The 15775-nt window shown below is 38.5% G+C and carries 15 protein-coding genes and 1 pseudogene; 15 read left to right on the top strand and 1 reads right to left on the bottom strand.

Going from position 1 to position 15775, the window contains the following annotated elements:
- The 4 genes and pseudogenes from LIR34_RS17990 to LIR34_RS13180 form a co-directional block, all read left to right on the top strand.
- Positions 1–125: pseudogene (locus tag LIR34_RS17990) on the top strand (DNA-binding protein); the annotation flags it as partial.
- A 189-nt stretch (positions 126–314) separates the two neighbouring features.
- Complete coding sequence (locus LIR34_RS13190) at positions 315–701, top strand: helix-turn-helix domain-containing protein (protein WP_044924454.1); 387 nt, start codon at positions 315–317, stop codon at positions 699–701.
- A gap of 139 nt (positions 702–840) precedes the next feature.
- Positions 841–2298: an AlbA family DNA-binding domain-containing protein gene (locus LIR34_RS13185; RefSeq protein ID WP_161234127.1), complete on the top strand. Its 1458-nt coding sequence runs from the start codon at positions 841–843 to the stop codon at positions 2296–2298.
- A 49-nt stretch (positions 2299–2347) separates the two neighbouring features.
- Positions 2348–2527 carry a hypothetical protein gene (locus LIR34_RS13180; RefSeq protein WP_008705291.1) on the top strand — a complete coding sequence of 60 codons (180 nt, stop codon included), beginning with the start codon at positions 2348–2350 and terminating at the stop codon, positions 2525–2527.
- A gap of 243 nt (positions 2528–2770) precedes the next feature.
- Here the strand turns inward: LIR34_RS13180 and LIR34_RS13175 are convergent, their stop codons facing one another.
- Positions 2771–3202, bottom strand: coding sequence for a helix-turn-helix domain-containing protein (locus tag LIR34_RS13175; RefSeq protein ID WP_004223586.1), 432 nt, complete (start codon positions 3200–3202; stop codon positions 2771–2773).
- Positions 3203–3378: 176 nt separating this feature from the next.
- Here LIR34_RS13175 and LIR34_RS13170 point away from each other — a divergent pair, with 176 nt between their 5' ends.
- From LIR34_RS13170 to LIR34_RS13120, 11 genes are all read left to right on the top strand, one after another.
- A complete protein-coding gene (locus tag LIR34_RS13170; RefSeq protein WP_003019365.1) occupies positions 3379–3567 on the top strand; it encodes a hypothetical protein in 189 nt (62 codons plus the stop codon).
- 14 nt (positions 3568–3581) lie between these two features.
- Entirely contained in the window at positions 3582–4667 is a 1086-nt protein-coding gene (locus LIR34_RS13165) for a site-specific integrase (protein WP_008976823.1), read from the top strand.
- Positions 4660–5022 (top strand): plasmid mobilization protein, encoded by a 363-nt coding sequence (locus tag LIR34_RS13160; RefSeq protein ID WP_055057784.1) that lies wholly within the window; start codon positions 4660–4662, stop codon positions 5020–5022. Before LIR34_RS13165 ends, LIR34_RS13160 begins: the two co-directional genes overlap by 8 nt.
- A gap of 133 nt (positions 5023–5155) precedes the next feature.
- Positions 5156–6166, top strand: a complete 1011-nt coding sequence (locus LIR34_RS13155; RefSeq protein WP_055057785.1) for an AAA family ATPase — start codon at positions 5156–5158, stop codon at positions 6164–6166.
- Positions 6167–6238: 72 nt separating this feature from the next.
- Entirely contained in the window at positions 6239–6472 is a 234-nt protein-coding gene (locus LIR34_RS13150) for a hypothetical protein (RefSeq protein ID WP_003019356.1), read from the top strand.
- A 257-nt stretch (positions 6473–6729) separates the two neighbouring features.
- The gene (locus LIR34_RS13145) at positions 6730–7974 is read left to right on the top strand and encodes a plasmid recombination protein (RefSeq protein WP_055057786.1); all 1245 of its coding nucleotides are present in this window, start codon (positions 6730–6732) and stop codon (positions 7972–7974) included.
- Between the two features lie 272 nt (positions 7975–8246).
- Positions 8247–8807 (top strand): RNA polymerase sigma factor, encoded by a 561-nt coding sequence (locus LIR34_RS13140; protein ID WP_055057787.1) that lies wholly within the window; start codon positions 8247–8249, stop codon positions 8805–8807.
- A complete protein-coding gene (locus LIR34_RS13135) occupies positions 8804–9832 on the top strand; it encodes a DUF4179 domain-containing protein (protein ID WP_055057788.1) in 1029 nt (342 codons plus the stop codon). Before LIR34_RS13140 ends, LIR34_RS13135 begins: the two co-directional genes overlap by 4 nt.
- Before the next feature lie 453 nt (positions 9833–10285).
- Positions 10286–11791, top strand: coding sequence for a hypothetical protein (locus tag LIR34_RS13130; protein WP_173902952.1), 1506 nt, complete (start codon positions 10286–10288; stop codon positions 11789–11791).
- Between the two features lie 93 nt (positions 11792–11884).
- Positions 11885–13615 (top strand): class I adenylate-forming enzyme family protein, encoded by a 1731-nt coding sequence (locus LIR34_RS13125; protein ID WP_244092319.1) that lies wholly within the window; start codon positions 11885–11887, stop codon positions 13613–13615.
- A gap of 166 nt (positions 13616–13781) precedes the next feature.
- A complete protein-coding gene (locus LIR34_RS13120) occupies positions 13782–15746 on the top strand; it encodes a bifunctional metallophosphatase/5'-nucleotidase (RefSeq protein WP_173902954.1) in 1965 nt (654 codons plus the stop codon).
- The last annotated feature ends 29 nt before the right edge of the window (positions 15747–15775 follow it).

Genomic DNA, 15775 nt, shown 5'->3' with positions numbered 1-15775 from the left:
TAGAAGCTTTTATCAATGAAACACTTGAGTATAATCCGGATGTGAAATGTTCTCATCACGAGCACAACAACGGGGAAGGACATACATGTGGCGAGCATGGATGTGGAAGCCACAGTTGTCATTAAGAAGTGAGATTGCCATCGGATCATAAGATGAAAAAATAAAAGGTATTGATCTATAAAGAGGGAAGGGAACCCGCATCATCAAATTTGCTTGTGATGTCGGGTTCTCTTTTTATTTGCATAATGATATACTTTTATTGTGGTTAGAAAAATAAAGCATGTACAAAACTCATAGGAGAAAGATGTATACTTATGACAACATTTGGTGATAAAATTAGGAAGTTGCGAAAAGAGAAAAAAATGACTCAACAAAAGCTGGGTGATATGGTGGGCGTTTCTCATAGAACAATTCGATCTTGGGAAGTTGAAGGACGATATCCGAAGCAGAGTAGTTTATATCAAAAACTGGCAGATGCATTTCAGTGTCAGGTTTCTTATCTTATGAATGATAATGAAACCGTGTGCTTGGGTAATGATGAGCCAAGTGAATATGCTGGTGCTAAACAGGCAAGGCAGATTCTTGAACAGGTAGCTGCTTTATTTGCCAGTGGAACTATGACCAATGAGGACAAAACTATTTTCATGGATGAGATGACGAGACTTTATCTGGCATCAAAAAAGAACAGAAGAAAATGGTAAGAAGAAATGAACTGTTTTGTTTTCTTGCTTGATAGAAAAGAAGAATAGAACGTATAATAGTGTTAATGATCCAGAGAAGATTGCTCTGGAAATAGAATTATTCGTACCAGTGGTGCGAGTATAGAGTAGGAGTGAAAGAATGGTAGAAGATACTATGTTTTCCGGGGAATCGAAAAATATTGAGTACAAGGTATCCTTACCTGATAAAAGTGAAAAGTACATGAAGACAATCGTAGCTTTTGCCAATACACAAGGTGGCAAGCTGATTGTTGGAGTAGATGATAAAACACACCAGATTGTTGGTGTGGAAAATGATGTGTTGTTTCAGCTGATGGATGGAATTGCCAATGCAGTTTCTGATTCCTGTGTGCCACAGATCATTCCTGATATTGAGCCACAGACAGTAGACGGGAAAACGGTCATTGTTGTATCAGTAGAAGCTGGAAAGAACAGACCGTATTATCTAAAATCAAAGGGAAAAGATAATGGCACTTATATCCGTGTAGCAGGTACATCAAGACAGGCATTTCCGGAGAAGATAAAAGAACTGGAAATGGAAGGGGCCAGAATCTCATGGGATGAGCTTACTTGTGTGGGTTATCCTGTTTCAGAGGAAGCAACAGAGAAACTTTGTCAGGATATTGAAAAGTTCCGGAAGAAAGCAGGAATGTCAGAACATTCTGTAAAGAAAGAGCAGCTGATAAACTGGAAAATTTTGAAGCAGAGCGAGGGACAGCTTCTGGCAACGAATGCCTATGCGTTGCTGACATCGGATTATTTTTCATTCTCCAAAACACAATGTGCGGTATTCAAGGGAACAGATCGTGCAATGTTTCTGGATAAGAGAGAATTTACAGGACCAATCTATACACAAATCGAAGAAGCAGTAGATTTTGTATTGAGAAATATTCGGCTTGGAGCAACAATTGACGGATTGGTGCGAAAAGAGAAATATGAGTTACCACCGGAAGCAATCAGGGAAATGATTATTAATGCCCATTGTCACCGTAACCTATTAGATGAATCCTGTATTCAGGTCGCAGTTTATGATGACAGATTGGAGGTGACATCTCCGGGTGGATTATATAACGGATTAACTTATGAGGAAGTCATGAATGGTCATTCGAAGATCAGGAATAAAGGCATTGCCAATATATTCAGTCAGATGGGACTTGTAGAGGCATGGGGAAGCGGAATAAAAAGAATCCTTAATGCTGCAGAAGAGTATGGACTTCCAAAGCCGAGATTTCAGGAATTTGATAATATGTTTCGGGTAGAGTTGTTCCGAGTCAATCCAATAACTGACCAAGCTAACCAAGCTACTAACCAAGCTAACCAAGCTACTAACCAAGCTAACCAAGATTTAGAGAGATTAGACCAAGTGGAAGATGAAAATGTACTGAGTGAGAAAGAAATAGAAATTCTGAATCTTGTACGTATGCAACCTTCAATCACGCAGAAAGAAATGGCTAATGCGTTAGATTGGAATCTTGCTAGTGTGAAGTATTATATAACCAAATTGAAGGAAAAGAATTATCTGAAGAGGCAGGGAAGTAGCCAAAAAGGGAAATGGGTGATATTAACAAAACGAGATTGACACTTGTATCAATTCGTGTTAAACTATGAAATGTAAGGAGGAGAGAAAGATGCCTAGAAAACCATCATTAGACGGCAAAGATTCTAGTCTGAGAATTAGGATGTCACCAGAGCAAAAAGAAAAGCTAGTATCTTATGCAGAGAGACATTATCAGACTATGAGTAATGTAATATTCCAGGCGTTGGACATTCTTTACGCAAGAGAAGAACAACAAAATAATAAAGAGTAAAATGGAGTTATTTTGGAGTTTATTTCTTCATAAGCGGTGCGAAAAACACAAAAACAGAACGCACGTTCGAAATATAAACCTCTAATAACAGCCTTTGCGTGTCATGAAACGCAGTCCGCAAAGGAGTTTGAATAATATATTAGAGCCAAGAAATGCCTATTTTACGGGCTTTCTTGGCTCTTTCTATGTCCGTTGACAATCAAATGACAATACTTTTTTAATATTATTGTAAATAATTTCTTTTTATTTAGCTGGGAATTGACTTTTCCAGTCTAAATAATCTTTTTCTGTAATCTCTTCATTTCTGAATTTCTGGTACATATCAGCCCATGCTCCAATATTATCCAGCATATTTAAAGAATCATGTCCTTTGTCTTTAAACATGAGTTGTGGTACGCCGGATTCATCCCGGTAGGCGTGCAGACCATATTGATCCTCTAAAGCAAATAATGCGTGCATGACACTAACATAAGTATCAAAGTTTGGATCAGACATGGCGTATGGACTGATCTTTAATGAGTTTGCTATTTTTTCCAATTGTTCTGATGATGGAAAACGATTCCCAAGTTCATAATTTCTAATTGCCGATTCGCTCAAGCCGGACATGATTGCCAATTCTTTCTGTGTATATCCTTGATCGATCCGGAATTTTCTTATTTTCTCACCTACTGTCATAAGAAAACACTCCTTTGCTGATTGTTACTTAAAAGTATAGCATAAACAGTTCAAAAATGAAATATAAAAATAAACCGTTCATTTTTGAAATTATTCTATTGACAGTACGGAAATGAAATGTTATGATGCATATACACCGTTCGATAATGAACTGAAAAAAGAAAGGAGGGATATAGATGGCTAGTAAATTATTTATATCAGCAAAAGAAGTAGCGAAAGAATTAGAAGTATCTGATTCCTATGCGTATCGTTTGATCCGTCAGTTAAATGCTGAATTGGAGCAAAAAGGTTTCGTTGTTGTCAAAGGAAAAATCAGCCGTAAATATTTTGAAGAACGAGTTTACGGTATGAACGAAATGAAATAGCAGGAGGTGATGTTTTGACAGTAATCAAAAACCAAAAGTCAAATACTTACGAGGTAAGAACCTATTATAAGGACTGGACCGGCGTAAGAAAGCAGAAGACGAAAAGGGGATTTAAACGCAAATGTGATGCCCAGGAATGGGAAAGAGCGTTTAAATTAAAGGAGAATTTGAGTCTGGATATGTATTTTGAAGATTTTGTAGATCTTTATCTGAATGATATCAAATCCAGAATCAAATATAATACCTGGCTGACGAAAAAGCATATTGTAGAAAAAAAGATTCTCCCATATTTTTCGAAAAAGAAGTTGCAGGAAATAAAACCTTCCGATATTCGACAGTGGCAGAACACCATGATGAACTATCGAAATAAACAAGGAGAAGGCTATTCACAGGTCTATCTAAAGACCATCCATAATCAGCTGAGTGCAATTTTGAATCATGCAGTTAATTTCTATGATTTGAAAAGCAATGCTGCACGCAAGGCAGGATCTATGGGAAAAGAAAGAACAAAAGAGATGCTTTTCTGGACAAAAGAAGAGTATATGAAGTTCATTGAAGCGGTGGCGGATAAGCCAATCTCCTTTTATGCATTTGAAATTCTATATTGGTGTGGAGTGCGTATGGGAGAGTTGTTAGCACTGACACCGGCAGATTTCGATTTTCAGGCGTGTACTATCCGGATCAATAAATCTTATCAAAGATTAGAGGGGAAGGATATTATTACAGATCCAAAGACTGTGAAGAGTAATCGTATGATCACCATGCCGGAATTTTTAAGCGAAGAATTAGAATCGTATATAGGAATGCTGTATGGTTTAAATGAAAATGACAGGATATTCCAAATTTCAAAAAGCTATCTTCATCATGAAATGGATCGAGGTGTGAAGTTGTCAGGAGTGAAGAGAATACGAATCCATGATTTACGACATTCTCACGTGTCATTGTTGATCAATATGGGGTATTCTGCGGTGGCAATTGGAGAAAGGGTAGGGCATGAAAGTGTGGAAATCACATATCGATATGCGCATTTATTCCCGACAATCCAAACAGAGATGGCGGAAAATCTAAATCAGGAAAGAGAGGAATATCTAGATGAGTGAAAAAAATAGGGATAACAAGAATCGGTGGCGTAATGTAACTATAGCGTTTCGAATGTCTCCGGAAGAAAATGAAGAGCTGGATTTAAGAGTAAAACTTTGTGGATACCAGACGAGACAAGAATATATCATTGAAAGCGTTTTACATCAAAAAGTCACAGCAGTAGGAAATCCATTGATGTTAGTACAGTTTAGAAAACAGCTTCGAGGGATTGAAGAGGAACTGAAAAGGTTAACTATATTAGAGGATGCCGATGAAGAGTTGTTTACACCTATTCGAACAATGTTGGAGATATTAAATGCATTTGCAGAAGAAAGAAACTATGAAAGAAGGAAAAAAGAAAAAGCCCAGAAATAATCTGAGCAAGTTCCTTGATTATCAGAATAACTGATATACCATCCTAACAACTTGAGTATATCACAAAATTGTTGTTGCAACAATTGTTAAATTCTGTTTGCCAGGGACTTGCCCGGTTGGGCAGGAGGTGGAAATGGAAGATAATTATAGAGAAGTAAAAAAGGCAGAACCATGCCTGAAATTGATCCACATGGATCAGGTTGAAGTGGAAGAAATCGAATGGCTCTTTTATCCCTTCATACCATACGGGAAGGTCACCATTATTCAGGGAGATCCTGGAGAGGGGAAAACCACCGTGGTGTTGCAGATTATTGCAAAGTTAACAAAAGGAGAAGCAATATTAAGTGAAACAAGCGAAGGGAAATCCGAAGAGGCAGGTGTAGAGCCAATCAATGTGATTTATCAAACAGCTGAAGATGGATTGGGCGATACGATCAAACCGAGATTGTTAGCGGCAGGGGCAGATTGTTCCAGAGTCTTGGTAATTGATGACCAGGATCAGCCATTAACCATGGTAGATGCAAGGCTGGAGGAGGCGATTATACAGACGAAAGCAAGACTTGTAGTATTAGATCCAATTCAAGGCTTTCTAGGGGCTGGTGTTGATATGCATAGGGCAAATGAGATTCGTCCATTGATGAAAAGAATTTCTGTATTAGCAGAGAAATATCAATGTGCCATTATTCTGATCGGTCATATGAATAAGAATAGTAATGGAAAATCATCCTATCGTGGATTGGGTTCTATTGACTTTCAAGCGGCAGCAAGAAGCGTGTTGATTGTTGGAAGAGTGAAAGATGAACCGGAAATCCGAGTGATCTGTCATGTAAAGAGTTCTCTTGCTCCGGAAGGAGATGCTATCGCCTTTCGATTAGACAAAGAAAAAGGATTTCATTGGATTGGAAAATATGACATCAGTGCAGATGACTTATTGTCTGGTGATGGACGAGGGCAAAAAATCCGAAGTGCGAAAGATTTTTTAAAAGAGATCTTAGCAAATGGATCAATGGAACAGGCAAAAATAGCGGAAGAAGCAGAAGAACGAGGAATTAAAAAGAAAACACTTTGGAATGCGAAGAAGGAATTACAGATTGATTCTGTGAAGATAGGAAATAAATGGTTCTGGATGTTACAAGAAGAGTAAAGGAAGATGGCAAGATTACCATAGCTTAAAGAATAGGGAATCTTGCCACCTTGATTAAAAAGGAGTGAAGTGATGAAAAAAGTACAGATTGATTATGAACTGTTTCGAAAATTGATCTTTTATCATTTGGGTTCAGATGATCAGTATGAAGAAGATATTCGAAATGGCTTGGAAGAAAAATTGGATGCATTAGTCAGACATGAACTCTATACGAAGTATAAGACTGCTCCTTCTGAGGAAGAGCAGGAGAAAGCACGACAGGAATATTTAGATAAGCGTGGAGTGTCAGCTAGTTATCGATGGTGATGTTTGTTTGGGGAATATAGAACAGGAGCGTGGCACGCACCTGTGAATATCAAACAAGGAGAATTGCTGTAGGGTGTAGCCGATACAGTACTGGCTGATTTGAAAGCTCCCGGCAGGGCGCAAGGGTACTTTTGATGGACGTTAGGCTGTCGAAAGTGCTTTTGCGTTACTTTTGACAAAAGTAACAAAACATGATCGCCATATCTGGCGTTTTAAAATGAAGGAAAGGAGATTTATTGAAGAGGACAATTAGTTTTATGACAGGGAAAGGCTCCCTGAACCATAATAGTAGAAAATTTCATGCAAAGAATACGGATCCGAATAGAACCCATTGGAATGTTGAATATTGTAATGAAGATATCAAAGATGTATATCATGAATTGTTTGATGATGCCTTGAAGCGTTACAACGATAAGCAGACTCGGAAAGATCGTAAGATCGATGATTACTATGAAAAGATACGTTCTGGAAAACAAGAAAAATTATTTCATGAGGTTATCCTTCAGATCGGTGATAAAGATAATATGGGATCAGAAACGATGGAAGGACAACTTGCTGCAAAGATATTAGATGAATACATGAAAGGATTTCAAGAACGGAATCCTACGTTGCGAGTATTTGCTGCACATCTACATTTAGATGAAGCAACACCACATCTACATATTGATTTTATTCCTTATGTTACAGGAAGTAAGCGAGGACTTGATACAAGAGTATCTTTAAAACAAGCTTTATCGTCATTAGGATTTAAAGGCGGTTCCAGAAGTGAGACGGAGCTAAATCAATGGGTGCAATCGGAAAAGCAAAAATTAGCTATGGTCATGAGAGAAAATGAGATAGAATGGGATCAGAAAGGAACTCATGAACAACATCTTTCTGTATTGGATTACAAGAAAAAGGTTCGAGAACAGGAAGTAGAAGAATTAACGGAACATAAGAATTTATTGGAACATGATTTGCATGATATCAGTGAATGTGTGGATGAGATCCAAAAGGAAAAAGCGCAAGCAGAAAAAGAGAGAGATGCAGTAATTAAAAAGACAGAAGTGTTAGAGAAACGATTTTCTGCACTAAATTCAAAAGCTGGACTTGTTGACTCACATGCACGTGAGTATGGATATTATCCGGAAGAATGGCTGCCAGAAGCCGGAACTTTAGAGTCAGCAAAATCTTATCGGAAGAGAATATTTCCTTTGGTGAAAAAAGTTGCGAATATGATACAGGCATTATATAGCAAGTATTTGGATTTGAAAAACAAAAATCAAAAGCTGTCAGATCGAAACATAGATCTTGAAAATCGTGTAGATCGGTTGAGAGAGGAAATATCTGTTATAAAGAAAGAGAATGTAGCTTTGTTAAATGTGGCATATGATATGGATCGTGTTGTAGCTGTTTTGGGAGAAAATAAGGTCAAGGAAGCAATAGAAGTGGCAAAGCATTTGGAACAGGTAAATGCAAAGCAAAAAGGTAAGAAGAGACGTACAGATAGAGAGGGGAGATAAAGGGAGTCGAAGAAATCAAATCTATGTTTAGAAAGTACGGTTTAGATGTTGATTTTTGAAGTATAAATTAGAGAGAGTAGATTTTATACAGAAAGAAATAAAAGAGAGGAGAATAAATAGTGTAATATAAGTAAGCAGACAGTTTTTTATAGCTGCTTTTATATGGTCTGAAAACTTGTCTGAAAATTTATTTGAAAAGTGTAACTAGATGGCATAAATTATTGCTATGAAGTATGAAGGTATTAAATATAATCAGGAAGGAGGTTGTTAGAGTGGACGATGATGAAATCGTGGAATTATTTTTGAAGAAAGATGAATCTGCAATTATTCATACTGCTGAAAAGTATGGTTGCAGATTACGTTCGATTTCGCAACGAATTACTGCAGATATTTTAACTGCTGAGGAGTGTGAAAATGATACATACCTCGAAGCATGGAATAGAATTCCACCAAATGAACCCAGAACGTATCTTATAGCATTTTTGTCAAAAATCATTCGTAATATATCTATTAATAAATGCATAGAGAAAAATCGATTGAAGCGCAGAGCATATATTGTAGAGCTATCTAGTGAAATGGAACAGTGTATTCCAGCGGTGAATGATGTTGAAAGCTATGTTGATGGAGTTGAGATAGGCAGGGTAATCAGTACATTTCTTCGCAAACAGCCTAAAGAAAAGAGAATAATTTTTATGCATAGATACTATTATTGTGATACTGTTTTGTCGGTTGCAAAGCGTTTTGGATATTCGGAAAGTAAAGTGAAAATTATGCTTTATCGTATGCGAAAAGACCTTCGAGTCTATTTAACAAAGGAGGGATATTTTTTATGAATGGAAAAGAATTATTGCAAAGTATGAGTGAGATAGAAAATGATTTAATCATTCAGTCAGAATTTGAATTTCATCAAAAGAAAAAAATAATTCATGTTAAAAGAAGGATAGCAATTGCAGCGTGTTTATGTTTGTGTTTATGCGGGACAGTGCCTATATTGGCATTTGCCGGCAATGATTTTGCACATGAACTTCTTTATTCGATTTCTCCATCAATAGCTCAAAAACTTAAGCCGATTAATGTTTCGTGTGAGGATAATGGCATTGAAATGACAGTAGTTGCAGCGGAAGTAAATGGCGAAAAAACAACCATTTTGTTGTCAATGCATGATAAGATTGCTAAAAGACTAGATGAAACAACTGATCTTTTTGATAGTTATAGTATTTGCACTCCGTATGATCAAAGTGGAGGATGTTCTCTTGTTAGTTATGATGCTGGTACGAATACGGCAACATTCATGTTAACAATTGAGCAAACAGACCATATATTGCTTCCAGGTGATAAAATTACGTTTTCTGTAAATCAGTTGCTCAGCAAAAAAGAACACAATAATTTTAAAATTGAAAAAATAGATACAAACAACGTGTATTCTATAACAGAGTTTCTAGAGGAACCAGATATCAGAGGAGGTAGTGATTCGGAGTCTGAATCCATTGATGGGGATAATATGTTATTTATTAAACCTGACGAAGCAAATGCTATTATTCTCAAAAAAGGGGTAGCTGTTACTGGATATGGAATCGTAGAAGGGAAGTTGCATATTCAAGTTAGATTTAGCGATATTCTTAATACAGATAATCATGGTTATGTATATTTGAAAAACGAAGATGGAAAAGTAGTTAATTGTCAATCAAGTGTTGCATTTTGGGATCAGAGTCATGTGAATAGTTATGAGGAGTTTGTTTTTGAAGTATCTGCAGAAGAACTTGTTAACTATGAAATATGGGGAGAATTTTGGACATGTAACAATGCACCGATAGAAGGGGAATGGCAAGTTACATTTCCGGTGGAGAAAAATGAATAATAACTTTTAAATAGAATTTCTTGTATAGATAGTAGATGATTATTAGTTGATCTTGATATATAGCATATTGTTGACAATAAAATGACAATACAATCAGATGAAAACATAGCGAATCCATACAAAACAGTTCAAAAACGAACGGTTTCAAGAACGGAATACCAGAGAAACACTACAAAGCAGATAGAACTTTGCGAGTTCGAATAATATCCATATCCCCAGAAAACTTTGAATTACAAGGTTTTCTGGGGATTTTTTCTTTTCGATGGCTACAAATTGTCTACTATTCGGGATGGTAGTAAGTCCCTCAAAGATTGAGGGATTCAGGGAATTTGAAGTGGACTTGTCCGCTTTGTTTGTGTATTTATAATTATATGACAACAAATTGGCATTGATGCGAAAATAGACGGAGAGTATAATAAAGTGAAAAATATTTGTACTGAAGGAGGGCAGAGTATGGAAACAACAGAAAAAAATCGTTTCAGTATTTTGTTGGAACAACTGATCAATATGGGAGAAGTTAAGAATTCTTCTCTGGCAACAGCACTTCGATATGATCCGAGTTATATCAGCAAATGGATTACAGGGCGAATACTTCCGGCTGAAAAAACAAAACAGAAGGTGCTTCGGGGAATCAGCCAGGAAATTGTCAGACAGAGCACGCAGAGCGGGCTGGAAACGTTGAGTGCAAATTATCAGATTACAGACTGTGAAGAACTGCAGGCTGTAATCTATGACAATTTAGAGGCAGAATATAATTATGTGATGGAATTACAGAAAACATATGGTACATTGGTTGCGCCGAAGATGAGCTTTTTTATGACTTTAAGTCCTGCCCAGTATATTGTGAAGATGCATCATCCGGTGCTCAGACGTGTGAAACAGTTGAACATTGCGGCAGAGATGGATCTGATGGCTTTAAAACATGAATACCGTATGCAGATCATACAGGGAAGTATGCGAAGAGAAGTATACAGAGCATATCCGGATGTCCATTTTTCCCTGCTCATTCATATTCAGCCTGAAAAAATGAATATTATAGAAGACACCATGTTTTTGATGAATGTCATATCAGATATGTCAAGAGTTGATTTTCGATTATATAAAAGCAGTCAGGCAGCAGGACGGATGATCTTTTCTGTTCAGGATGAATTTATGATCAGCGGTATGCTGGTGGATGATAAAAAATGCATGGCTGTCAATGTCAGTACAGAGGCTTCGCATTGCCGGAGTATGTTTGAGACTTTGCGTGAATCGTGCACAAGAGATGCTTTGCTTTACCGCCCGTCAACAATTGACGAATTGATCGTGGAACATATTTATCAGCGTTCGATGCTTGCTATGAACAGGAACTGGTATATAGGACATCTGACAGAACATTTTCTGCCGGATGAATTATTTGAAGAACTGCTGGAGACCTTGAAAAAAGGCATACATGAGGATGAACAAAGTAAAATAGAAGAAGCACAGCTGCGGTATCTGCATGCACTGACCCGGAAAGTATTGGCGGAAAGTCCATCCAGAGTCATTTTCTGCAAGGAAGCCATTGCACAGCTTGTAGTTGAAAAAGAAGTCAATTTTTTGGGTTATCCGATCAGGCTTTCATTAGCACAGGTAAAAACTTATCTGAGGTATTTACAGTCGTTGTGCAAAAATGGAGAAAGTCCGCTGGAGATAAAACTGCTCAGCGGACGACTGACGACGGATTATCAGTATGAGATGACACAATGCATTTTCCTTTCGGACAGCAATTCTTACTTAATATCCAAAACAGAGAACAGAAAAAATAATCTGGCATTGTTTACTCATCCGGAAATGACGAGTATTTTTGACAGGTTTTTCCAGGATATATGGAATATTCAAGATGAAAGATGTCTGTCAGAGTCGGCAGAGCAACAAAGATTTTTTGGCCATATGATTCATAATACAGAGATTCAGACAGATATCTCATTCAATTTTTAACGCTATTTATCATAAGAATTCAAGTCCGTTCATTTTTTTCTATGTTAAACTGTCCCCATCTTACTCAGGAAGAATATGAAAGGGGAAAATGTTATGAATAAAATGACTGGAAAACCGAGTATTGACAAACCATGGATGCAGTATTATCCGCCACAGCTGATACAGGGGCTTGCGATTCCGGAACAGACAGTTTATGAATATCTTATGGAGAGATGTCCTGGTGATGATGTGACAGCGATACATTATTATGGACGAGATATACAGTGGAAGGAAGTAAAAGAGCAGGTTGATCTGACTGCAAGAGCTCTGCGTGCGATCGGCTTTGGAGAGGGAGATCAGATTCCGGTTTTCCTGAGAGCTGTTCCTGAATTTATTTATCTGTTTTTGGCAGCAGAAAAGATAGGGGCATCTGTTCTCTGCAGAGATAACACACTTGAGGAAAACATAGAGGCAGTCAAGAAATCCGGAGCAAAAATGATCATTGCACATGATTTTCTTTCACATGAGGATTTAAACAGATACCGTAAGGAAGCCGGCATTCGAGGAGCAGTCTTGTTAAGTCCGATCCGCAGCGCCATGAGAACCGGGCTGCCGGATTACTGCTGGAACTATCTGGAATCTCTTTATACCGACTATCCTGCTTATGGACCTTATACGATGTCGTGGGATGCCTTTATTTCTGAGGGCAAACAGTTTTCAGGTACTGTGGAGGCAGAGAAAAACATTGACAGACCGCTGTTCAGGACCTATACAAGTGGTTCAACAGGACCATCCAAGCAGGTGATCCATTCTGCACACACAATGATTGGCAATATGCATCAGATGAATTTCTATGGCGCTTCTTCAGAATTCCGTCCGACCTGGCTGGTTACACAGCTGACTCCATCACTGGTAGCGGTGGTTGTTGCGATGCTTCTGATGCCGTTGGCATCTGATAAACTTCTAATCTTGAGTCCATTTATTGCACCGGAAGATGTTGATCTGGAAATGATGCATTATCGACCAAACTGCTGGCCATTGATTCCGATGTTTATTGAAATTGTCATGAGAAACGGACGTGTACCGGATGACTATGATATGTCTCATCTGTTTTCCGCAGGTGCCGGCTGTGAGGCTTACAACAACAACCAGTTAAAAAGAGCTCAGAAATTTCTGGAAGATCATCATTGTAAAGCCCGTTTTACAACTGGTTACGGATGCAGTGAAGCCGGATCTAACATGTCATTGCCATTAACAGCTCATCCGATAAAAGATGGAAACGTAGGTATACCGATGCCTCTTACAACGATTTCTATTTTTAAACCGGGAACAGATGAAGAACTGACGTATAACACAATGGGAGAAATCTGTCAGTGTGGTCCGGGAACAATGATGGGATACGATGATCCGACAGCAACGGAAAGAACAATCAAAATCCATGAAGATGGCAGTCGGTGGCTGCATACCGGTGACATCGGTTATATGACAGAAGATGGAACAATTTATGCTCTGACAAGGGGCGAAGCACCAAGATACGGCGGAGGTTCACTGGCAACACTGCCGATGGAAAACCGTCTTGCAGATGCAGAAGTAGAAGGAATCGATGACGAGTTTTTTGTTATCGTGCAGGATCCGGAACATCACAGATGCTTTATTCCATATTTGTTTGTAGTACTTAATAAAGGTTATACCGTTGATGATATTCGTGAAAAAGTAAAAGAAAGTCTGGAAGACTATATGCAGCCGGTTGACATTATTGCTCTTCCGGAGCGTCCGTTCTTCCATTTCAAAACTAATCGTATCGGATTGATTCATGATATTGAAGCGGGAAAATTTAATAAATAATTTTTCTTTTTCAGAGATGCTCTTTTCCAGGCAGACAAGTGAAATAAAAAAACCTGCTGCCTGGAAGGGAGTATTTTTTTTACTTTATTATTATACGTGACAAACATGGTGGAAATCACGTATACTCAAATCAGGTGAAAAAGTTCGAAATGAAAGGAAGTAGTTTATGAAAAAATGGAAAAAAATTCTGTCAGTCATGCTTGTTGTCGCAGTACTGCTTTTACCTGTGATGGATATTCCGGTGGGGGCGGCAGACAGCACAAAACAGATAGATGTCCTGTTTACGCATGACACGCATTCCCATCTGGACAGCTTCTCGACAATTGTAAACGGAAAGCAGGAAAAAGTAGGTGGATTTGCAAAAATTAAAACGCTGATCAACGAAAAAAAGAAAGAAGATCCGGACACGCTCATACTGGATGGCGGTGATTTTTCAATGGGAACACTGGTCCAGACAGTATATGATACAGAGGCAGCAGAGCTTCGGATGCTTGGATCTCTTGGTTACGATGTGACCACGTTTGGTAATCATGAATTTGATTATCGTTCCAAAGGTCTGGCAAATATGCTGAAGGCAGCCAAAAGCTCCGGTGAGACGCTGCCTGAGATCGTAGTGTGCAATGTGGACTGGGAGAGCATGGAAAAGGCTGGTCTAAGCGACGGTCAGAGACAGATACAGTCAGCATTTGAAACTTATGGTGTGAAGGATTATGTAATGGTTCAGAAGGGTGACGTGAAGATTGCAGTTGTCGGTGTTTTCGGAAAAGATGCCCTGGAATGCGCACCGACCTGCGAATTGTCTTTCAAAGATCCTATAGAGGCTGTTAAGCAGACTGTAGAAGAGATCAGGAAAAACGAAGAAGCAGACATGATCGCCTGCGTTTCTCACAGTGGAACCTGGGATGATGAGAATAAGTCCGAAGACGAGCTCCTTGCAAAGGCGGTTCCGGATATCGACCTGATCATCAGCGGACATACACATTCAGAGCTGCCGGAGGCAATTCAGCACGGAAACACCTATATTGTGTCCTGCGGGGAATACGGAAGAAATCTTGGTTCCCTTTCGATGACCCAGAATTCTGACGGACGCTGGGATTTGAGCTCTTATGAGCTGATTCCTGTATCGGAAGATGTAGAGGCGGATCAGGAAACCCAGAAACAGATCGATGCATTAATGGATAAAGTGGATACGAATTATCTGGCAGATTTTGGTTATACAAGAAAAGAAGTTCTTGCACAGAATGATGTTGAATTCAACAGTCTGGAAGAAATGGAGACGAAGCATGAAGAATTGAATCTCGGTGATATCATGTCGGATGCCTATGTCTATGCAGTGGAGAATTCTGAGTATTATGACGGGGATCCTGTAGATGTGGCTGTTGTTCCGAGCGGAACCGTGCGTGACACCTATACAAAGGGTGATATTACCGTAGAAGATGTATACAATTCATTTTCTCTGGGGATTGGCAGGGATGGAGTGGCCGGATATCCTCTGATCAATGCATATCTGACAGGAAAAGAACTGAAACTGGTGGCAGAAGTGGACGCATCTGTCTCTGATTTTATGATGACCGCAAGATTATATTGCAGCGGACTGAATTTTACATACAACCCGCATCGAATGATTCTGAATAAGGTAACAGACTGTTATCTGACAAGAGCGGACGGAGAGAGAACAGAGATCCAGGATGACAAACTGTATCATGTCGTAACAGATTTGTATACCGGCCAGATGCTTGGATCAGTAATGAAAATGTCTTATGGACTGCTGTCTCTTGAACCAAAGGACAAGGATGGAAATCCAATTGAAAATCTGGAAGATCAGGCAGTCATGGAAGGTGACAAAGAATTAAAAGCATGGGATGCGATTGCAAGATATATGCAGTCCTTTAAAGATACAGACGGAGATGGCATCGCGAATGTCTCAGAATATTATGCGACAACATATGGACGTAAAGTCGTGGATGACAGTAAAAATATAATCAGTCTGATAAAAAATCCGAACAAATTTACTGCAATCATAGTATCTGTTATTCTGATTATAATTGTAATGATTGTTCTTGTGACAGTCCTGATCCGCAAAGTCGTTCAAAAGATAAGAAAGAAGAAAAACGGAAAAAAAGAAAAATAAAAAGAACTGAAGTAAAAGGAAAAGTAACT

The sequence above is a fragment of the Blautia sp. MSK17_66 genome (assembly GCF_020538025.1).
In the GTDB taxonomy this organism is placed as follows: Bacteria; Bacillota; Clostridia; order Lachnospirales; family Lachnospiraceae; genus Blautia_A.
This window is presented reverse-complemented; position numbering and strand designations above follow the sequence as displayed.